Source organism: Aquamicrobium zhengzhouense (assembly GCF_016124105.1).
Lineage (GTDB): Bacteria > Pseudomonadota > Alphaproteobacteria > Rhizobiales > Rhizobiaceae > Aerobium > Aerobium zhengzhouense.
Map to the genome: position 1 here is coordinate 25,473 of NZ_JADGMQ010000001.1, position 19,040 is coordinate 44,512.

Annotated in this window: 19 protein-coding genes; 14 read left to right on the plus strand and 5 right to left on the minus strand. The window is 58.8% G+C overall.

The features are described from left to right. Window positions 1–169: 169 nt before the first annotated feature. The 9 genes from IOD40_RS00090 to IOD40_RS00130 all read left to right on the plus strand — a co-directional run bounded on the left by IOD40_RS00090 (window position 170) and on the right by IOD40_RS00130 (window position 9,151). Window positions 170–1,498 (plus strand): aspartate aminotransferase family protein, encoded by a 1,329-nt coding sequence (locus IOD40_RS00090; protein WP_198473073.1) that lies wholly within the window; start codon window positions 170–172, stop codon window positions 1,496–1,498. Between the two features lie 73 nt (window positions 1,499–1,571). After that, the gene (locus IOD40_RS00095; RefSeq protein WP_198473075.1) at window positions 1,572–2,822 is read left to right on the plus strand and encodes a Zn-dependent hydrolase; all 1,251 of its coding nucleotides are present in this window, start codon (window positions 1,572–1,574) and stop codon (window positions 2,820–2,822) included. A gap of 71 nt (window positions 2,823–2,893) precedes the next feature. Then, a complete protein-coding gene (gene hydA / locus IOD40_RS00100) occupies window positions 2,894–4,345 on the plus strand; it encodes a dihydropyrimidinase (RefSeq protein WP_198473077.1) in 1,452 nt (483 codons plus the stop codon). Between the two features lies 1 nt (window position 4,346). Continuing rightward, complete coding sequence (locus tag IOD40_RS00105) at window positions 4,347–4,814, plus strand: hypothetical protein (protein ID WP_198473079.1); 468 nt, start codon at window positions 4,347–4,349, stop codon at window positions 4,812–4,814. Further along, window positions 4,811–5,599 (plus strand): ABC transporter ATP-binding protein, encoded by a 789-nt coding sequence (locus IOD40_RS00110; RefSeq protein WP_198473081.1) that lies wholly within the window; start codon window positions 4,811–4,813, stop codon window positions 5,597–5,599. Before IOD40_RS00105 ends, IOD40_RS00110 begins: the two co-directional genes overlap by 4 nt. Window positions 5,600–5,773: 174 nt before the next feature. After that, window positions 5,774–6,175, plus strand: a complete 402-nt coding sequence (locus IOD40_RS00115; protein ID WP_325099629.1) for an endonuclease domain-containing protein — start codon at window positions 5,774–5,776, stop codon at window positions 6,173–6,175. Continuing rightward, window positions 6,172–7,053, plus strand: coding sequence for an ABC transporter permease (locus IOD40_RS00120; RefSeq protein ID WP_198473085.1), 882 nt, complete (start codon window positions 6,172–6,174; stop codon window positions 7,051–7,053). The genes IOD40_RS00115 and IOD40_RS00120 overlap by 4 nt, the downstream gene beginning before the upstream one ends. Further along, window positions 7,050–8,162: an ABC transporter permease gene (locus tag IOD40_RS00125; RefSeq protein ID WP_198473087.1), complete on the plus strand. Its 1,113-nt coding sequence runs from the start codon at window positions 7,050–7,052 to the stop codon at window positions 8,160–8,162. Before IOD40_RS00120 ends, IOD40_RS00125 begins: the two co-directional genes overlap by 4 nt. Window positions 8,163–8,185: 23 nt before the next feature. After that, a complete protein-coding gene (locus IOD40_RS00130; protein ID WP_198473089.1) occupies window positions 8,186–9,151 on the plus strand; it encodes an ABC transporter substrate-binding protein in 966 nt (321 codons plus the stop codon). 52 nt (window positions 9,152–9,203) lie between these two features. Here IOD40_RS00130 and IOD40_RS00135 read toward each other — a convergent pair whose 3' ends face one another. Then, the gene (locus tag IOD40_RS00135) at window positions 9,204–10,094 is read right to left on the minus strand and encodes a helix-turn-helix domain-containing protein (RefSeq protein WP_198473091.1); all 891 of its coding nucleotides are present in this window, start codon (window positions 10,092–10,094) and stop codon (window positions 9,204–9,206) included. Window positions 10,095–10,214: 120 nt separating this feature from the next. Here IOD40_RS00135 and pobA point away from each other — a divergent pair, with 120 nt between their 5' ends. Genes pobA through IOD40_RS00160 form a run of 5 tightly spaced genes read left to right on the plus strand, consistent with a single transcriptional unit; the run spans window position 10,215 to window position 14,232 of the window. Continuing rightward, window positions 10,215–11,384, plus strand: a complete 1,170-nt coding sequence (gene pobA, locus IOD40_RS00140; protein WP_198473093.1) for a 4-hydroxybenzoate 3-monooxygenase — start codon at window positions 10,215–10,217, stop codon at window positions 11,382–11,384. Window positions 11,385–11,396: 12 nt separating this feature from the next. Further along, a complete protein-coding gene (pcaC, locus tag IOD40_RS00145) occupies window positions 11,397–11,789 on the plus strand; it encodes a 4-carboxymuconolactone decarboxylase (RefSeq protein ID WP_198473095.1) in 393 nt (130 codons plus the stop codon). Continuing rightward, on the plus strand, window positions 11,789–12,544 hold the full coding sequence (pcaH, locus tag IOD40_RS00150) for a protocatechuate 3,4-dioxygenase subunit beta (RefSeq protein ID WP_198473097.1): 756 nt from the start codon (window positions 11,789–11,791) through the stop codon (window positions 12,542–12,544). Before pcaC ends, pcaH begins: the two co-directional genes overlap by 1 nt. Window positions 12,545–12,547: 3 nt before the next feature. Continuing rightward, a complete protein-coding gene (gene pcaG / locus IOD40_RS00155) occupies window positions 12,548–13,162 on the plus strand; it encodes a protocatechuate 3,4-dioxygenase subunit alpha (RefSeq protein WP_198473099.1) in 615 nt (204 codons plus the stop codon). 11 nt (window positions 13,163–13,173) lie between these two features. Beyond that, window positions 13,174–14,232, plus strand: coding sequence for a 3-carboxy-cis,cis-muconate cycloisomerase (locus tag IOD40_RS00160; RefSeq protein ID WP_198473101.1), 1,059 nt, complete (start codon window positions 13,174–13,176; stop codon window positions 14,230–14,232). A gap of 128 nt (window positions 14,233–14,360) precedes the next feature. Here IOD40_RS00160 and IOD40_RS00165 read toward each other — a convergent pair whose 3' ends face one another. The 4 genes from IOD40_RS00165 to IOD40_RS00180 all read right to left on the minus strand — a co-directional run bounded on the left by IOD40_RS00165 (window position 14,361) and on the right by IOD40_RS00180 (window position 19,016). Further along, window positions 14,361–15,017, minus strand: a complete 657-nt coding sequence (locus IOD40_RS00165; RefSeq protein ID WP_198473103.1) for a TerC family protein — start codon at window positions 15,015–15,017, stop codon at window positions 14,361–14,363. A gap of 166 nt (window positions 15,018–15,183) precedes the next feature. Then, complete coding sequence (locus IOD40_RS00170; protein ID WP_198473105.1) at window positions 15,184–16,833, minus strand: thiamine pyrophosphate-binding protein; 1,650 nt, start codon at window positions 16,831–16,833, stop codon at window positions 15,184–15,186. Next, complete coding sequence (locus IOD40_RS00175; RefSeq protein WP_198473107.1) at window positions 16,830–18,005, minus strand: CaiB/BaiF CoA transferase family protein; 1,176 nt, start codon at window positions 18,003–18,005, stop codon at window positions 16,830–16,832. Before IOD40_RS00175 ends, IOD40_RS00170 begins: the two co-directional genes overlap by 4 nt. A 54-nt stretch (window positions 18,006–18,059) precedes the next feature. Next, window positions 18,060–19,016, minus strand: coding sequence for an alpha/beta fold hydrolase (locus IOD40_RS00180; protein WP_198473109.1), 957 nt, complete (start codon window positions 19,014–19,016; stop codon window positions 18,060–18,062). Between the last annotated feature and the right edge of the window lie 24 nt (window positions 19,017–19,040).

Below are 19,040 nucleotides of genomic sequence, written 5' to 3' on the forward strand. Positions count from 1 at the left end.
GCCCGTGGAGCGCTTCAGGGACCAGTTAATTAGGCTAGTAATGTCTTGACCGCCTTAATGGCGGTGCTAACGTTTGTCCATTCGGTCAAAAATAAAGCGTAGCATATATGCGGCCGAAGCACCAAGCGTTGTCGGGAAATTGTGCGATTCAAGAAGGGGTAGCTTGGTCATGTCCAACAGGCTCAATGTAGCGCCGAACGATCTCAGCGCATTCTGGATGCCGTTTACCGCAAACCGGCAGTTCAAGCAGACGCCGCGAATGCTGGTTGCTGCAAAGGACATGCATTATACTGCCTCTGATGGCAGGCAGGTGCTCGACGGGACTGCTGGTCTGTGGTGCGTGAATGCTGGCCACTGTCGGCCCAAAATCACCGAGGCAATCCAGCGTCAGGCTGCAGAGCTTGACTACGCGCCAGCCTTCCAGATGGGCCATCCTGTCGTCTTCGAACTGGCTAACCGCCTGGTCGACATCGCGCCGGAAGGCATGGACCATGTCTTCTTTACCAATTCAGGCTCGGAATCGGTCGAGACAGCGCTGAAAATAGCGCTTGCTTATCATCGCGTCCGCGGAGAGGGCAGCCGCACCCGTCTGATCGGTCGCGAGCGCGGCTATCACGGTGTGAACTTCGGGGGCATCTCGGTCGGCGGCATCGTGGCGAACCGCAAGATGTTCGGCACTTTGCTCAACGGCGTGGACCACCTTCCTCACACGCACCTGCCTGCGAAGAACGCGTTCACAAGGGGCGTCCCTGAACACGGCGCGGAGCTTGCCGACGAACTCGAGCGTATCGTGACGCTTCACGATGCGTCGACGATTGCGGCGGTCATCGTCGAGCCAATGGCTGGCTCCACCGGTGTTCTGATTCCGCCGAAGGGCTACTTGCAGCGCTTGCGTGACATCTGCACCAAGCACGGCATCCTGTTGATTTTTGACGAAGTCATTACCGGGTTTGGTCGCCTCGGCACCCCATTCGCCGCAGACTACTTTGGGGTAACGCCGGACATAATGGTCACGGCCAAGGGCGTCTCGAACGGCGTGATCCCGCTGGGCGCAGTGTTCGTGAAGAAGGAAATTCACGACGCGTTCATGACGGGACCGGAGCATCTGATCGAGTTTTTCCACGGTTACACCTATTCGGGTAACCCGATCGCCTCCGCAGCAGCAATCGCCACTCTCGACACCTACAAGGAAGAGGGGCTGCTGACGCGCGGTGCGGAACTCGCGTCATATTGGGAAGACGCTCTGCATTCGCTGAAGGACGCTCGACATGTCATCGACATTCGCAACATCGGTCTCGTCGGTGCCATCGAGTTGCAGCCGTTGGAAGGGCATCCGACCAAGCGTGCATTCACTGCTTTCATCAAGGCGTTTGAAAAAGGGCTGCTGATCCGCACGACCGGTGACATCATCGCGCTCTCGCCGCCTCTGATTGTTGAGAAGGAACAGATTGACGAAATCGTCGACTGCATCCGTGACGTGCTACAGACGATAGACTGACGCATGACAGACCGAAGAGTCGGCGTCGGGAACCGCCGTCTCTTCGGGTTCATAACAGGGAGTGTTCATACCGATGGCAGCACCGGGGGAAAATCTGCGGATAAATCCTGATCGTCTGTGGGATTCGTTGATGCAGATGGCGCAGGTCGGCCCAGGCATAGCAGGGGGCAATAACCGTCAGACGCTGACCGACGGGGACGGCGAGGGGCGGCATCTGTTCAAGAAGTGGTGCGATGAAGCCGGACTGTCGATGGGAGTCGACAAGATGGGTAATATGTTCGCTCGACGTGAAGGCACAGATCCTTCGCTTCCACCCGTCTATGTCGGCTCCCATCTCGACACCCAGCCGACGGGCGGAAAATATGACGGTGTGCTCGGCGTGCTGGGCGGCCTCGAGGTTGTACGTACGCTCAACGATCTCGGCATCAAGACACGTCATCCCATTGTCGTTTCCAACTGGACCAACGAAGAAGGCACACGTTTTGCCCCGGCCATGCTGGCGTCGGGCGTCTTCGCCGGAATTCACGAGCTCGATTGGGCTTATGACCGGGTCGATGCGGCGGGCAAGCGTTTTGGTGATGAACTGGAGCGGATTGGCTGGAAGGGGGATGAGGAAGTCGGCAACCGCCCGATGAAGGCATTCTTCGAATTGCATATCGAGCAGGGACCGATCCTCGAAGATGAAGGCATCGACATTGGTGTCGTCACACACGGGCAGGGGTTATGGTGGCTGGAAGTCACGTTGACGGGCAATGCCGCACATACCGGCTCGACCCCAATGCCAAAGCGTAGAAATGCAGGTCTCGGCCTGGCGCGTGTCACCGAACTTGTTCACGAAGTCGCAATGGACTATCAGCCGGAAGCTGTAGGCGCCATTGGCCATATCGAGGTCTATCCAAACTCTCGAAATGTAATCCCGGGCGAGGTGGTTTTTACCATCGATATCCGCTCACCGAACGCAGATGTACTCGATGAGATGCGTGCGCGCATCGAGCACGGCATTGCCAATATCTGCGACGCACTCGACATTTCGTTCGACATCGAACCGGTCGGTCATTTTGAACCGGTTACCTTCGACGAGGGCTGCGTAACGGCCATACGCAATGCTGCGGATCGCCTGGGCTACTCTCACCGGAACATTGTCTCAGGCGCCGGGCATGATGCCTGCTGGATCAATCGCGTCGCGCCGACCGCAATGGTCATGTGCCCGTGCGTTGACGGCCTGTCGCACAATGAAGCGGAGGAAATCTCGAAGGAATGGGCGGCGGCAGGCGCCGACGTGCTGTTCCATGCAGTGGTGGAGACTGCGGAGATCGTCGAATGATCTGAATCCTTTAAGTTCGGATTTTGAAGCTGCTCGGCAGAAGCGGCTCGAAAGCATAGGGGAACTGAAGCATGACCAAAGTTATCAGGAACGGCACCGTCGTAACGGCGGATCGTACCTATAAGGCCGACGTACTGATCAGGGATGGCACGATCGTCGCGATTGGTAATGACCTGCAAGGCGATCATGAGTTCGATGCGTCGGGCTGCTTTATAATGCCCGGCGGCATCGACCCGCACACCCATCTCGAAATGCCCTTTATGGGCACTTACTCGGCCGATGATTTTGAAAGCGGCACCCGCGCGGCGCTGTCCGGTGGAACAACGATGGTGGTCGATTTTTGCCTGCCATCGCCGAACCAGTCGCTGCTCGAAGCCATCACCATGTGGGACAACAAGTCGACGCGCGCTTGCTGCGACTACTCGTTCCACATGGCGATCACCTGGTGGGGGGAACAGGTCTTCAACGAGATGCCGGAGGTCGTGAAGCGCGGCATTCCCTCGTTCAAGCATTTCATGGCTTATAAGGGCGCGCTGATGGTCGATGACGACGAGATGTTCTCGTCGTTCCAGCGCTGCGCCGAACTCGGCGCGCTGCCGCTTGTTCACGCCGAAAACGGGGACGTGGTTGCAGCCCTTTCGCAGAAGCTTTTGGCCGAGGGCAACAATGGTCCTGAGGCGCATGCCTATTCGCGTCCGCCGGAAGTCGAGGGCGAAGCGACCAACCGTGCGATCATGATTGCCGACATGGCCGGCGTTCCGCTCTATGTCGTGCACACGTCGTGTGAGCAGAGCCATGAAGCCATCCGCCGCGCCCGCCAGAAAGGCATGCGTGTCTTCGGCGAGCCGCTGATCCAGCATCTGGTGCTCGATGACAGCGAATATGCCAACAAGGATTGGGACCATGCCGCACGCCGCGTCATGAGCCCTCCGTTCCGCAACAAGCAGCATCAGGATTCGCTCTGGGCGGGTCTTGCGGCCGGCTCGCTGCAGGTCGTCGCGACCGACCACTGCGCCTTCACCTCCGAGCAGAAGCGCTATGGCGTTGGCGATTTCACAAAAATCCCGAACGGCACGGGCGGGCTTGAAGACCGTCTGCCGGTTCTGTGGACCTACGGCGTCAATACCGGTCGCCTGACCCCGAACGAGTTCGTTGCTGTCACCTCGACCAATATTGCCAAAATCCTCAACATGTACCCGAAGAAGGGCGCGATCCTCGAGGGCGCGGATGCCGATATCATCGTCTGGGACCCGGAAAAGACCAAGACGATCTCGGCCAAGACCCAGCAGTCGCAGATCGACTACAGCGTCTTCGAAGGCATCGAGGTGAAGGGCCTGCCACGCTATGTCTTCACCCGCGGCGAAGTCGCGGTGCGGGACGGCAAGGTCGAAGCCAAGCCCGGCCACGGCAAGTTCGTCCCCCGCGAGCCCAACATGGCGGTCAACAAGGCGCTCTCCACCTGGAAAGACCTCGTCGCGCCGCGAAAGGTCGAACGCACAGGCATCCCGGCGACTGGGGTGTGATGTGAGTGCCGCCGGCTCACGTCTCCCGTTTCTGAGGCGCGTGTCGGCCTACTTAATCGCAGTGTGCGTTGGTGGTTACGTCGGCGCGATGATCTTCTTTGCCGTGTGGGGCGAGTTCGGTCTATTCGCCTCGCTATTCGGAACGGTCACTGTTCTTCCGTTCCTGATGATCGCAGCACTGCCGTTTACTGCACTCGCGATGTTGGTGATCTGGGCACTGAAGCTGCGCGGGTGGGAGGTCTTTGTTTTAACTGGAGCTTTATGTTCGCCGACAATCTTGTTCTTGTTCCATAAATTCATGGGGTCAGACTTGGATTATTCGGTGCATCCAGCAAGAGAACTTCCATACCAAGACTTTTATCGCCTGGCTTTTTGGTCTCTGTTGTTTGCGCCGGCTGGGGCCGTTGCTGGGTGGGTGTTCTGGCGGCTTGGGTTCAGGCTGGATGATGGCAAGAAAGAAGTTTTATGACTGCTGCGATGCCCGTTATTGAGGCTAAAAAGCTCGGACTTACATTCGAGACAGGCGATGGGCAGGTTCATGCTCTGTCGAATGTCGACCTGACGATCAACACGGGCGAGTTTGTCTCGTTCATCGGGCCGTCAGGCTGCGGCAAGACGACGTTTCTGCGGGTCATTGCGGACCTTGAACAGCCAACGTCCGGCACCATCACCGTCAACGGCATGACGCCACAACAGGCCCGCGAACAGCGAGCCTATGGCTATGTGTTTCAGGCGGCGGGCCTGTTTCCGTGGCGCACCATCGAGCGCAACGTCGCGCTGCCGCTCGAGATCATGGGCTATTCCAAGCAGGAGATCGCCGAGCGCATCGGGCGCACGCTCGACCTCGTCAATCTCAAAGGCTTTGAGAAAAAATATCCGTGGCAACTGTCGGGCGGCATGCAGCAGCGTGCCTCGATCGCCCGCGCACTCGCCTTTGATGCCGATCTCCTTTTGATGGACGAACCTTTTGGTGCACTCGACGAGATCGTACGTGACCATCTCAACGAGCAGCTGTTGAAGCTGTGGGCGCGGACCGAAAAGACAATCGGTTTCGTCACGCACTCGATCCCCGAAGCCGTGTACCTCTCGACCAAAATCGTTGTCATGTCGCCGCGCCCGGGTCGCGTCACCGATGTCATCGAGTCCGACCTTCCGCGTGAACGCCCCCTCGACATCCGCGAAAGCCCCGAATTCCTAGCCATAGCCGCCCGCGTCCGCGACGGCCTTCGAGCAGGGCACAGCTATGAGGATTGAGGGCGCGATGATGCGGAGAGGTTTGCGCGAGGTTACCCCCACCCCTAACCCCTCCCCACAAGGGGGAGGGGAACGTTGGTCATTTCCAAGCGGCGTGCGTGCTTTCACGCTACAAGGTTTGGTGGGGCCAGGTGTGCAGCAAGTCTCCCTCCCCTTTGTGGGGAGGGGTTAGGGGTGGGGGTATATTTGACGCCAACATCGATCAAGAAAACCGCGATCTCCAGAGCCCGACGACTGCGCTGTGACATGACAGATGGCGAAAAGAGGTTGTGGGGCGAGTTGCGCCAGTTTCGCCGCTGGTATGGCATCCACGTGCGCCGACAGGTGCCGATTGGCAATTTCGTGGCAGACTTTGCCATCCACTCGCATAAGCTGATTATTGAGATCGATGGCGAACACCACTTTTTAGCCGGTCGACAGCTACGCGATCACGCGCGCGATGCGTGGCTTGCTGCCCAAGGTTTTCGCGTTCTGCGCTTTCATACGGGAGAGTTGCAGGAGCTGTTTGATGGCTGCATCGAGGAGTTGCTTGGCGCATTAGGCCTCACACCTAACAGACCGGAGACGCTCCAATGACCGATCGGTTGCGGGACAAGATTTGGCCGGTGACGGTGATCCTGATGGGGATTTTGGCCGCCTGGTATGTCGGGTCATACTCGATGAATGCGCCGTTTCAGCGGGATCTAGACCGTCGCGCGGGGGAGACGCCGAGTTTTTCGGAGTTTGTCGTCAAGACGATGAGCCAGCCGAAGCCGACATTGCCGGCACCGCATCAGGTAGCGCAAAACTTCTTCGAAAATACATTTCTGCGTAAAGTGACTTCGAGCCGCAGCCTTGTCTATCACGCCGGGATCACGCTTTCCTCGACCCTTGCCGGTTTCGCCATTGGGACGGTGCTCGGCATCTTGATCGCGGTGGGCATCGTCCACGTCACGGCGCTCGATCGCAGTCTGATGCCGTGGATCATCACCTCGCAGACGATACCGATCCTGGCGCTTGCGCCGATGATCATCGTCGTGCTCGCGGCTGTAGGTATCACTGGCTTGCTGCCAAAAGCGCTGATCTCGACCTATCTGTCGTTCTTCCCCGTCGCCGTTGGCATGGTGAAGGGCCTGCGCTCGCCCGATGTGCTGCATCTTGATCTGATGCGCACCTACAATGCCAGCCGATGGGAGACATTCTGGAAGCTGCGGCTACCTGCATCAGTGCCGTTCCTGTTTGCATCGATGAAGGTCGCCGTTGCGGCGAGCCTTGTTGGTGCGATTGTCGGCGAATTGCCGACTGGCGCGATCGCCGGCATTGGCGCTAAGCTCCTCAACGGATCCTATTACAGCCAGACCATCGACATGTTCTCGGCGCTCGTCGCCGGCTCCATCGTTGCGGCACTGCTCGTCGCGGCCGTCGGCATCGTCGGCAAGATTGTCGAGCGCAACATGGGTGGGAGGGCGGCATGAGCTTTCTGCTGCGCAACTGGCAGTCGAGCCTCGTCCTCGCGCTTGTCGTGATGTCGATGGCCTTCCTGCCGATCATTTCGAGCGGTGGCGTCGGTTCGGCATTTTTAATCGTCCTGCTGATCGTCGCAGGCGCGGTTGGCGCGATGGTGCTGAAAGACCGCATCGCCATTTTGGTTCTGCTGTTCGGTGCCGCGCATGGTGCCGTCTGGCTTCTAATCGGTGCGCTGTCCGGCAAGACTGGTGAGGCGACGACGTCGTTCTACCTTCTGCTCGCCGCATCATGGCTGCTCGCCTGGCGGTTGGTCACGGTGCTGTCGTCGATCAAGCCGAAAGGGCGGGGTGTGGACGTTTTCCTGCGCCTGTTTATCCCGCTGCTGTTTGGTGCTTGGCTCCTGATCCTTTGGGAAGCGATTGTGCGCGGGGCGGGCATTCCGTTCGTACTCTTGCCGCCGCCCTCTGCCGTTGCTGCGCGCTTTTCCAACTCGCTGCCGATCCTTGCAGCGGACGTCAACCAGACGATCTTCAAGGCCGTGCTGTTTGGCTACGTGGTAGGCTGCGGTACCGGCTTTCTTGCCGCGATCCTGGCAGATCGATTTGTTTTCATGCGTCGAGGGCTTTTGCCGATCGGCAATCTCGTCTCGGCGCTGCCGATCATCGGCGTCGCTCCGATCATGGTGATGTGGTTCGGCTTTGATTGGCAATCGAAGGCAGCGGTCGTCATTATCATGACCTTCTTCCCGATGCTGGTGAATACCGTGACGGGGCTCGCGGCCGCGGGGCATATGGAGCGGGACCTGATGCGAACCTACGCGTCCGGATATTGGCAGACGCTGGCTAAACTGCGTTTGCCCGCAGCGATGCCGTTCATCTTCAATGCTCTCAAGATCAACTCGACCCTCGCCCTGATCGGCGCGATTGTGGCCGAGTTCTTTGGGACACCGGTCGTCGGCATGGGGTTCCGCATCTCCACTGAGGTCGGGCGAATGAATGTCGACATGGTGTGGGCGGAGATCGCGGTTGCAGCGCTCGCGGGTTCCGTCTTCTATGGGGTGATAGCCCTCGCAGAAAGGGCAGTCACATTTTGGCATCCGTCTATCCGTGGTGGTTAGACGATCTCCAGAGGGTAAGAAAAATGAAAAAGCTGATCGTATCGATGCTGGCGGGAGCATTTTCTCTCGCCAGCGCTCATGCGTGGGCGGCGGACACCGTGACCTTGCAGCTCAAATGGGTCGTACAGGGACAGTTCGCTGGCTATCTGGTTGCTAAGGACAAGGGCTTCTACGAAGAGGAAAATCTTGACGTCACCATCAAGCCGGGCGGACCAGACATCGCGCCGGAGCAGGTCATTGCTGGAGGAGGTGCCGACGTTGTCGTGACCTGGATGGCAGCCGGACTGGCCGCGCGCGACAAGGGCGTCAACCTCGTCAACATCGCGCAGCCTTACAAGAAGGCAGGCATGCAGCTCGTGTGTCCGAAGGACGGGCCTATCCAGACCACGGATGATTTCAAGGGGCACACGCTGGGCGTCTGGTTCTTCGGAAACGAGTATCCGTTCTATGCTTGGATGAACTCGCTGGGCATTCCGACGGAAGGTGGCCCGGATGGTGTGACTGTCCTGAAGCAGTCTTTCGACGTCCAACCGCTGATCCAGAAGCAGGCCGACTGCATCTCGGTTATGACTTATAACGAGTACTGGCAGGTGATCGATGCTGGTTTCAAGCCAGAGGATCTGATCGTCTTCAACTATACGGAGATGGGCGTAGACCTGCTTGAGGACGGCCTTTACGTGATGGAAGAAAACCTGTCCGATCCTGCATTCAAGGACAAGATGGTCCGCTTCGTCCGCGCCTCGATGAAGGGGTGGCAGTATGCGATGGATAATCCGGAAGAGGCCGCTGAAATCATCATGGACAATGGCGGTCAGGATGAGAACCATCAGGCTCGCATGATCGGCGAGGTAGCCAAGCTGATCGATACACCGGACGCCAAGCTGCTGGTACCCGCCTATGAGCGTACCGCCAAGGCGCTGCTCGATCAGAAGATCATCGAGAAGGAGCCGTCCGGCGCGTACACGACGGAGATCACCGACGCGATGTAGTCATAAAGGCATGTAGGATGCGGAAAGGGGCGGGCGACCGCCCTTTTCTTTGTCAGAGCGCTTGCTTGCGACGCTCTGCTTCTCGGAACGCGCCCGGTGTCATCCCTGTCTGCCGGCGGAAGAAACGATTGAAGTATGCCGGATCGGAGAAGCCAAGCCCGTAGGCTATGCCTTGCACCGAGGTCGGGGTGAAGACGAGATCGCGTCGTGCTGCCTCCAGCAATTGCATGGTGATCAATCCCAGCACCGAGTAGCCGGTGGCCCTCCTGGCAATGCGGTTCAGGTGGGCGGCCGAAACACCTAGAGTTTCCGAGTAAAAGCTGACCGGTTTATGCTCCCGAAAATTAGCTGCGATCAGGGTCGCCAGTGTCTCAATCCGGTGCCGATCCCGGTCATCCAATCCGTCATCTGCAGCGCCGGCAGCACTTACCGAGCGTACGAGCCCGACGATGGCGCCCGTCATCAATGGTTCGAGAAGAAGCAGGCGGCAATGTGCCCGGCCTGTCAGTTCATCGAAGAGTTTACGCACGCATTCGATCGCGAACATCGCGTCCGCGTCTTCCGGTGCGGTCGGAACGATGCGGATCTTTGAAGCGAAAAGTGCAACTTGCCGGTCGGCTGCAGCCAAAGTTGTCAGTCTGTCGCTGACCACCGTGAGGACCAGGCCATCGACATCGCGTGAGTAGGAGAAGCCGTGTACTTCACGTGGCGGGATGAAGATCGCGCAAGGTGCCTTGAACCTGCTGCTGCCGTGTTGGCCGGCGATCTCACCCGCACCCTCGCTCATGAAGAATATTTGAAACAGAGATTCGTGCCGATGGGGCGAAATCTCCCAATTGTGCAGGTGTGTACGCTCGGGAATGGTCTCACAGTGGATCCAGAAATCGCCGGATTCCCCGTATTGTTCGCGATAAAGCCGGTAGGATGGAATGGAATTCGACATCAGGATCGTCCGAAAGGATGTTCGGATTGTGCAATCGTTTGAACGGAAAGTCCATTGTGGCGATATCTGGCGCGACGGTATACAAGCGCAACGCTGTAGCCACTGAGGAGGATCGCCGACATGCGTACCCAGGTCGCCATTATTGGTTCCGGTCCTTCCGGGCTGCTGCTCGGTCAGCTCCTTACCAATGCGGGCATTGATAACGTCATTCTCGAGCGTGCGACCAAGGACTACGTCCTTGGGCGCATCCGCGCAGGTGTCCTCGAAGAGGGCATGGCAAATATGTTGGTCGAGGCCGGCGCAGGTGAGCGAATGCGTCGTGAGGGACTGCCTCACGAAGGTTTCGATCTCACCTTCTCAGGCCGCCATCATCGCATCGATCTGCACAAATACACCGGCAAGCGCGTCGTTGTGTACGGACAGACCGAGGTTACACGTGACCTGATGGACTGCCGGGAAAAGACCGGCGGCGTCACTGTCTACGAAGCTGCAAATGTGCAGCCTCACGAATTTGATGCCGAAAAGCCGTACGTCACCTACGAGAAGGACGGCGTCTCCCATCGTCTTGACTGCGATTTCATCGCCGGATGTGACGGCTATCACGGTCCTTCTCGCAAGGCAGTTGAGGGCAAGGGCCTGGAGACATTCGAACGCGTTTATCCGTTTGGATGGCTCGGGATCATCTCTGAAGTTCAGCCGGTCAGCCATGAGCTGATCTACTCGAACCATCAGCGTGGCTTCGCTCTTTGCTCGATGCGCTCGCTCACGCGCAGCCGCTACTATGTGCAGTGTTCACTCGACGACAAGGTCGAGGAGTGGTCAGACGACCGGTTCTGGGACGAACTGCGTTCCCGTCTTCCAGCTGAAACGGCCGAAAAGATGGTCACGGGCCCTTCGATCGAGAAGTCGATTGCGCCGCTGCGCTCGTTCGTTGCCGAGCCGATGCGCTTTGGTCGACTGTTCCTGGTCGGCGATGCAGCTCATATTGTTCCGCCGACCGGCGCCAAGGGACTCAATCTGGCTGCGAGCGACGTGCGATATCTCTTTGACGGGCTGCGCGAATACTATCTCGACAAGAGCGACGCCGGGGTGGACGCTTATTCTCAGCGCGCGCTGCGTCGCGTCTGGAAGGCAGAGCGCTTCTCCTGGTGGATGACGAATACCATGCACCGTTTCCCCGACACTGGTGCTTTCGGCCAGCGTATGCAGGAGGCGGAACTCGACTACCTGTCCGGTTCCGATGCCGCGCAGAAATCGCTCGCCGAAAATTATGTCGGGCTGCCCTACTGAGCGGAGTAAGTAATGAGCGAAATTTCCAAGCGCCATGAGCAGGGGATGGCCACCCGTCGCAGTGTTTTGGGCAATGCCCATGTCGATCGCGCGGAAGCAAACAAGACCCCTTTTGATGCGCCCTTTCAGGAACTGATCACTGAAGCCGCATGGGGCCACGTCTGGTCACGCGACACCATCACGAAGCGCGAGCGCTCGATGATGACGATCGCGCTCCTCGCAGGCCTCGGAAATTACGAAGAAGTGGCGATGCATGTGCGCGCCACTGCCAATACCGGCGCATCGCGCGACGACATCATGGAGGCACTTCTCCACGTCGCCATCTACGCGGGAGTTCCGCGCGCCAATCACGCTATCAAGATCGTCAAGCAGACGTTTGACGAGATGGATGAGGAGAAGAAGTAATGAGCGAACCATCGCGCTCCAACAACAAGCCGGAGACAGGCGCGTTCTATCAGCGCGACCTAGACTGGCACCCCAAGGCTTTCACGCCGTGGTACAAGACATCGGTTCTGCGCTCGCCGCAGAAGTCGCTGCTGTCGCTTGACGGCACGATCTCCGAGATTACGGGGCCGCGTTTTGGCCACAACATCATCGGCGAGCTCGATAACGACCTAATCCACAACTTCGCCCGTCCGGGCGAAAGCGCGATCGGTCCGCGTATCGTCGTCTACGGCCGCGTCGTCGACGAAGACGGCCGTGGCGTTCCGGGTGCACTGGTCGAGTACTGGCAAGCCAATGCCGGCGGCCGCTATCGCCATCGCAAGGAAGGCTATCAGGCCGCTCTCGATCCGAATTTCGGCGGTTGCGGCCGTTCGATCACGGACGAAAACGGCGGTTACTTCTTCCGCACCATTCAGCCTGGTCCGTACCCGTGGCCGAACGGTCCCAATGACTGGCGTCCGGCCCACATTCACTTCTCGATCTTTGGCAGCGGTTTCTCGCAGCGCCTGATCACTCAGATGTACTTCGAAGGTGATCCGATGATTGCGATGTGCCCGATCGTTCGTACTCTGAATGATCCGGACGCAGCGAAGGCCCTGACGGCGAAGCTGGACATGCAGGAAACCCTGCCGATGGACAGCCGCGCTTACAAGTTCGACATCGTCCTGCGTGGCCGTCGCTCCACCTTCTTCGAGAACCGTCGCGAAGGAAACTGATCCATGGTCCAGTCTCTTAACCGTCTCAAGGAAAGCCCGTCGCAGACCGCGGGCCCCTACGTTCATATTGGCCTGACGCCAAACTTTGCCGAGATCACCGGTGTTTACCCGGAAGACCTTGGCATCCGCATGGTCAATGACAAGACCAAGGGTGAGCGTATCGTCGTCAAGGGCCGTGTGCTCGATGGCACCGGTACACCGCTGAAGGATGCACTGGTCGAGATTTGGCAGGCTGACGCCGACGGCCTCTACAATTCGCCTTCGGAAGTACGTGTCTCGGCGGACGCCAACTTCACGGGATGGGGCCGTTGCCCGTCAGGCATGGACGATGGTGTTTTCACCTTCGAAACCATCAAGCCAGGCCGGGTTCCGTATCCGGATGGTCGCCTGCAGGCACCACACATCACCTTCTGGGTCGTGGCACGCGGCATCAATATCGGCCTGCACACCCGCATGTACTTTGGTGACGAGGAAGCTTCGAACGCAGAAGACCCGATCCTGAACCGGATCGAACACCGCGTCCGCGTCCCGACCCTGATTGCCCAGCGCGAAGGGAATGTCTACACGTTCGACATTCACCTGCAGGGTGAGAAAGAAACGGTCTTCTTCGATATCTGACGTAGGACATTGTGAGCGCATCACCTTTTGACCACCCGTTCCTGTCGGGCCTCCTCGGTGACGAGGAGGTTTCGGCTCTCTTTTCAGCTCAGGCCGACATCGAGGCGATGATCTCGTTTGAGATCGCGCTCGCTTCTGCCGAAGCAGAGGCTGGGGTGATCCCGGAAGAGGCGGGCAGGGCGATCGGGGATGCGCTCGCTGACTTTGTGCCGGACATGGATGTCATTCGTGCCGGCACGGCCAATGACGGGGTTGTTATCCCGTCACTGGTCGCAACGCTGCGTAAGGCAGTTGGCGAAACCTACGGCTCAAAGGTTCATTTCGGTGCAACCAGCCAGGACGTCATCGACACGAGCCTCGCCCTTCGCCTGAAGAAATTCTCCGCTCTCATCGGCGCTCGGCTCGATCGCGTGATCGCGCTGATCGAAGATCTTGATGCCCGAGACGGATCTGTCGAAACGATGGGCCACACGCGCATGCAGGCAGCCATCCCGGTGCCCGCATCGCGAAAGATCGCAAGCTGGCGTGATCCTCTGACGCGCCACCGTGAAAAGCTCAGTGATGTAACCGCGGAAGTTGCCATTTTGACATTCGGCGGTGCTGCCGGAACGCTGGAAAAGATCGGCGATAAGGGGGCGGAGGTCACGCGGCTCCTTGCAACGCGCCTGGATCTGCGTGCGGTCGATCGTCCTCGTCATAGTGAGCGTGATGGCGTGGCCGCTTTCGGGTCCTATCTGTCGCTGATCACCGGCAGTCTTGGGAAGATCGGGCAGGATATCGCCCTGATGGCCCAGAATGAAGTTGCCGAGGTTAAGCTGGCAGCTGGCGGTGGTTCATCTGCCATGCCACACAAGGTGAACCCGGTCGGTGCCGAAACGCTCGTCGCGCTAGCTCGCTTCAATGCGACGCTGGTCGCCGGCCTCCATCAGTCACTGGTCCATGAGAACGAACGATCTGGCGCGGCTTGGACGCTCGAGTGGGTGCTGCTGCCGCAAATGGCTGTCGCGACCGGCGCGGCGCTGCGCACTGCTGCCGCGCTGATCCCGGCAGTATCTTTCAATCGTCCGTAAGCGCTTTCGACATTTCTGAGACCCGAAGGCCGCGAATTTCGCGGCTTTTCTTTTGCGTCACTCGCGAAGCAGCCATGAAAAAAGCCGGCCACAAGGGCCGGCTTTCATCGTTTTAATCTGCGTGAACGTTAACCGAGAAGGCCCGGAAACTGTTCGATCGTTCCGCGGTAGATCAGGTCCAGCGCAACGTAGAAGATGATCGCGAGGCCGACAAAGGCAATCCAGCGATACTTCTCGAGAAGGCGAGCGATGAAGGTTGCAGCAATACCCATCAGCGCAATCGCCAGCGCAAGGCCGATGATCATGATGGTCGGATGGTCGCGCGCCGCACCGGCAACCGCCAGGACGTTGTCCAACGACATCGAGACGTCAGCAATGATGATCTGCCAGACTGCCTGCTTCAGCGTCTTGCGCGGAGCGCGTTCAGCAACACCGCCGCTCTGGTCGAGGTCGGCGTCAGACAATGCTTCCTGAGCAGCGTGTGCCTCATGATGCGGGGTGCGCATGTCGCGCCACATCTTCCAGCAGACCCACAGAAGGAGCAGGCCGCCAGCGATGAGCAGCATAGGCCCAAGCTGGAGCAGTTGTGCTGTCACGGCGGCAAAGCCGATACGCATGACAGTGGCAGCAAGAATACCAATCAGGATGGCCTTGCGACGCTGGTCGGCTGGCAGGCCGGCAGCTGCGAGGCCGATCACGACGGCGTTGTCACCCGCCAGAACCAGATCGATCGCAATGACCTGTAGGAGGACTGCCAAGCCCTCCGCAGTAAATAATTCCGACAATGTCCCTCTCCGTTAGTCCGGGGTCATGTTAAAAAATGGCGGCGCGCGGCCGAAGACCCACGCGGGTGTGGAACCGGCGGGCGCTTTTAAATGGGCACTTCGAATTCTAGGTTCAAGCAGCGGCGGTGTTTTTCCGCCTCAATTTGCACAAATTTGCGAAGGCGGGCTATTTGCCCGCCCGCAGGTCGCTGAGGGTCTTTGTCGGCGTAATAGCCTCAGGGTCGAGATGCACGTCGATAATGGAAGGTCTGCCACTTGCACGGGCCCGCGCGAGCGCGTTGGCGAATTCAGACGTTTCTTCAACCGTCTCCCCATGGCCTCCATATGCCCGGGCAAGGGCGGCAAAATCCGGATTTGTCAGCATCGTTCCTGAGACCCTTCCAGGATATTCCCGCTCCTGATGCATGCGGATCGTGCCGTAGATGCCGTTGTTGAGGATCACAACGATGATCGGCAGGTCGTACTGGATCGCAGTCGCGAATTCCTGACCATGCATCATGAAATCACCGTCGCCGGCCCAGACGATGACTTCGCGGTCCCGATAAATGTGTTTTGCGGCGACCCCGGCAGGGACGCCATAGCCCATCGAGCCCGACGTAGGTGCCGCCTGAGTGTTAAACCTGCGGTAGCGGTGGAAGCGATGCATCCACGTGGCAAAGTTGCCAGCTCCGTTGCAGATGATGGCGTCATGCGGAAGCACCTGCTCCAGATGCTCCATGATCGGTCCCATAAGCACGCGTCCCGGACCTGTTGCGGGTGGCGTGGACCATTCAAGGTAGCTTTGATGAAGCTCGGCAGTCCGATTTGCCCATGCGGGCGTGCGGCTTGGGGCGGTCTTCGCGAATGCATCGGCGAAGCTGCTCGGGCTCGCATTGATTGCAATCGTCGGTCGATAGACACGCCCGAGCTCTTCCGGGTCCGGGTACACATGAACGAGCTTCTGGTCCGGATAGGGGCTCTTCATCAACGTGTAGCTGGACGATGGCATCTCACCAAACCTTGAGCCGACAAGGATGATGAGGTCAGCTTCCTTGATATAAGATGCCAGCTTTGGATTGATGCCGATGCCGACATCGCCCGCATAGCTTGGGTGTAACTGGTCGCAAAGAGCCTGGCGACGGAAGGCACAGCCTACAGGGAGAGACCAGCGTTCCAGGGCACCGCACATTTTGCTGACAGCATCTTCTGTCCAGCGTGTGCCGCCAAGAACGACAAAGGGCCGCTCCGCGTTTTCGAGCAGCTCGACCATGTCGGAGATTTCCTGTTCTCCGGGCCGCGTCTCAACCGGCGTGTAAGGACGTGGCGCAATTGCTTCGACCTCCTCCGTCAGCATGTCCTCAGGCAATGCGATTACGACGGGTCCGGGCCGACCTGACGTGGCCACGGCGAAGGCGCGTGTCACCAGCTCAGGAATGCGACGAGCGTCGTTGATCTCGACCACCCATTTTGCGATCGAGCCATAGAACGCCTTGTAGTCGACCTCCTGGAACGCTTCGCGCTCCAGCATGTCGCGCCCCACCTGGCCGATGAAGAGGATCATTGGCACGGAATCTTGTGCTGCAATGTGAACCCCGGCAGATGCATTGGTTGCGCCGGGGCCACGTGTGACAAAGCAGATGCCCGGTTTTCCAGTGAGGCGTCCATGACAGTCCGCCATCATTGCCGCTCCACCCTCCTGGCGGCAGACGACGGTTTCGACCGAGGAATCGTGAAGAGCGTCCAGCACCGCGAGGTAGCTTTCACCTGGAACGCAGAAGACGCGGTCAACGCCATTCACCTCGAGGGCATCAACAATAAGCTGGCCGCCGGTCCTCATGTTTTACTCCGCTTCAGTTCAGCTAGGATCTCTTCGGTGTGTTGGCCCAGCCTCGGGGAGGGGCGCTCATAGGTCAACGGTGTTTCGCTCATTACCATTGGAGAGCGGACCGAGGGCAATTGCGTGCCGAAACCATCCGCCAATTCAAGCTTCATCCCGCGGGCGATGGTTTGAGGATCTGCAAACGCGTCCGCGATGGAGTTGATCGGGCTTGCTGGCACTAATGCCTTTTCAAGTTCTGCCAACAGATCATCGCGCGTCCATTGTGAGGTCGTCGCAATGATCCGCTCGCGCAGCGGTCCGCGGTTGGTGACGCGTGCAGCATTGGTAGCGAAATCGGGGTTCGCCGCCATGTCGTCGAGGCCTGTCACCTTACAGAAGCGCTGGAACTGTCCGTCATTTCCTACAGCAAGAATGATGTGCCCGTCTGAGACCGGCACGACCTCATAGGGCGCTATATTCATATGGGCGTTGCCCATTTGATGGGGCGAGTTGCCGGAGATCAGATAGTTGAGGTTCTGATTGGCCAGAACCGAGATCTGCGTGTCGAACAGCGCCATGTCAATGTGCTGGCCCTGGCCGGTTTGTTCGGCGTGGCGAAGCGCCGCCTGTATCGCGATCACGGAGTAGAGGCCCGTGAAGATGTCCGTGACGGCAACGCCAACCTTCTGAGGCTCGCGACCAGGCTCCCCCGTGATAGACATCAAGCCGGCCATGCCCTGAATAACGAAATCGTAGCCGGCTCGTGGGGCGTAGGGTCCGTCCTGCCCAAAACCCGTTATCGAGCAATAGACCAGCTTCGGATTGATCTTGCGAAGGCTCTCGTAATCGAGGCCATATTTCTTCAGCCCACCCAGCTTGAAGTTCTCGATCAAAACGTCAGCGCTTGCGACGAGCTTGCGGATGGTCTCAGCACCTTCCTCGGTCGCAAAATCGATCGCGATGGAGCGCTTGCCGCGGTTAGTCGCATGATAGTAGGCGGCGGACAGGTTCTCGCCATCGGCTCCCTGCACGAAGGGAGGTCCCCATTTTCGGGTGTCGTCGCCGCCGTCCGGGTTTTCCACCTTGATGACGTCGGCTCCCAGATCGGCCAGCAACTGGCCTGCCCACGGACCTGCAAGGATCCGCGCAAGTTCGATTACCCGTATGCCCGAAAGTGGCGGCTGCGCCATGAAACTGTCACTCCAATCCTGTGCCAGAGGAGTAACAGACGCTGGCGCTGACTGTCACCTCGTAGGAGTTGTGCCAACGCTCAGAACGGCCTCTTGGGCCCATTGGACAAAGTCTGCCGAGATGAGGTTTCGATTCAACTCGTTGAGAGACTCGTGCCGCGTCTGCGCGTAAATCCTTGAATTCAGATTCAAAAAGCCCAGTCGGGACATCCGTCTTTCCAGCGCCGTTACTGCGCGTCCGAAATTGGTTGCAGGGTCTTCTGCCCCGCCAACGAGGCTGATTGGAAGGTTGCGAGGAATGCGAGCGAGGGTGCGATCACCGGCACCCGCGGCAGCGAGCTCAAAGATGGATCGCCACATCCCGACAGATGGTAGCCATCCGCAAAGCGGATCGGCGACATAGCGGTCCACTTCATCATGGTCATGGGAGAGCCAGTCGAAATCAGTCCTGCCATCGCTTGCCCGTCGCGCCCAATCACGGAAAGTCAGGCGGGGAAGCAGGCGGGATGGAACATCTGATCCTATTCTAAATTGCTCCCAGGCAAGAATGAGGTCGGCGGCTTTGGCAAGCATTCCCGATCCAAAATTCCCGTTCCAGATTGCTGCTCCTGCGACTCTGCCCGGAAATTTGCTGACGAAATTGAGGGTAATCAAAGCTCCCATCGAGTGCCCGAACACGATGATCGGGGTTCCGGGATAGCGTTCGGCGATGTGATCATGAACCGCAAGGATATCGATCAGCACAGCCTGGGCGCCGTTGCGTCCGCGCGCGAAAGATCCGAGCGTGGCATCAGGTGCGGTGGTGTGTCCATGCCCCCGATGGTCGTGCGCGAATGTCGCGAAGCCATGTGATGCCAGAAGCTCGGCAAAGCGCTTGTAGCGCCCCGAATGTTCGGCCAGCCCGTGATTGATCTGGATCGCGGCAAGCGGTGGCTGATCTGGACCAATGGTTCGAAGATTGACGTTCGCACCTGATGGCGACAGGATGCGCATGGGAGTATCAAAGGACATCTAAGTCTCCGCGGAACGCGGTGG

What these genes read in the sequence shown, in the direction of transcription:
- IOD40_RS00120 (WP_198473085.1), top strand. Translation starts at nt 6,172, where the DNA reads ATGACCGATCGGTTGCGGGACAAGATTTGGCCGGTGACGGTGATCCTG.
- IOD40_RS00135 (WP_198473091.1), bottom strand. Translation starts at nt 10,094, where the DNA reads ATGTCGAATTCCATTCCATCCTACCGGCTTTATCGCGAACAATACGGG.
- hydA (WP_198473077.1), top strand. Translation starts at nt 2,894, where the DNA reads ATGACCAAAGTTATCAGGAACGGCACCGTCGTAACGGCGGATCGTACC.
- pobA (WP_198473093.1), top strand. Translation starts at nt 10,215, where the DNA reads ATGCGTACCCAGGTCGCCATTATTGGTTCCGGTCCTTCCGGGCTGCTG.
- IOD40_RS00170 (WP_198473105.1), bottom strand. Translation starts at nt 16,833, where the DNA reads ATGAGGACCGGCGGCCAGCTTATTGTTGATGCCCTCGAGGTGAATGGC.
- pcaG (WP_198473099.1), top strand. Translation starts at nt 12,548, where the DNA reads ATGGTCCAGTCTCTTAACCGTCTCAAGGAAAGCCCGTCGCAGACCGCG.
- pcaH (WP_198473097.1), top strand. Translation starts at nt 11,789, where the DNA reads ATGAGCGAACCATCGCGCTCCAACAACAAGCCGGAGACAGGCGCGTTC.
- IOD40_RS00090 (WP_198473073.1), top strand. Translation starts at nt 170, where the DNA reads ATGTCCAACAGGCTCAATGTAGCGCCGAACGATCTCAGCGCATTCTGG.
- pcaC (WP_198473095.1), top strand. Translation starts at nt 11,397, where the DNA reads ATGAGCGAAATTTCCAAGCGCCATGAGCAGGGGATGGCCACCCGTCGC.
- IOD40_RS00175 (WP_198473107.1), bottom strand. Translation starts at nt 18,005, where the DNA reads ATGGCGCAGCCGCCACTTTCGGGCATACGGGTAATCGAACTTGCGCGG.
- IOD40_RS00095 (WP_198473075.1), top strand. Translation starts at nt 1,572, where the DNA reads ATGGCAGCACCGGGGGAAAATCTGCGGATAAATCCTGATCGTCTGTGG.
- IOD40_RS00110 (WP_198473081.1), top strand. Translation starts at nt 4,811, where the DNA reads ATGACTGCTGCGATGCCCGTTATTGAGGCTAAAAAGCTCGGACTTACA.
- IOD40_RS00125 (WP_198473087.1), top strand. Translation starts at nt 7,050, where the DNA reads ATGAGCTTTCTGCTGCGCAACTGGCAGTCGAGCCTCGTCCTCGCGCTT.
- IOD40_RS00180 (WP_198473109.1), bottom strand. Translation starts at nt 19,016, where the DNA reads ATGTCCTTTGATACTCCCATGCGCATCCTGTCGCCATCAGGTGCGAAC.
- IOD40_RS00130 (WP_198473089.1), top strand. Translation starts at nt 8,186, where the DNA reads ATGAAAAAGCTGATCGTATCGATGCTGGCGGGAGCATTTTCTCTCGCC.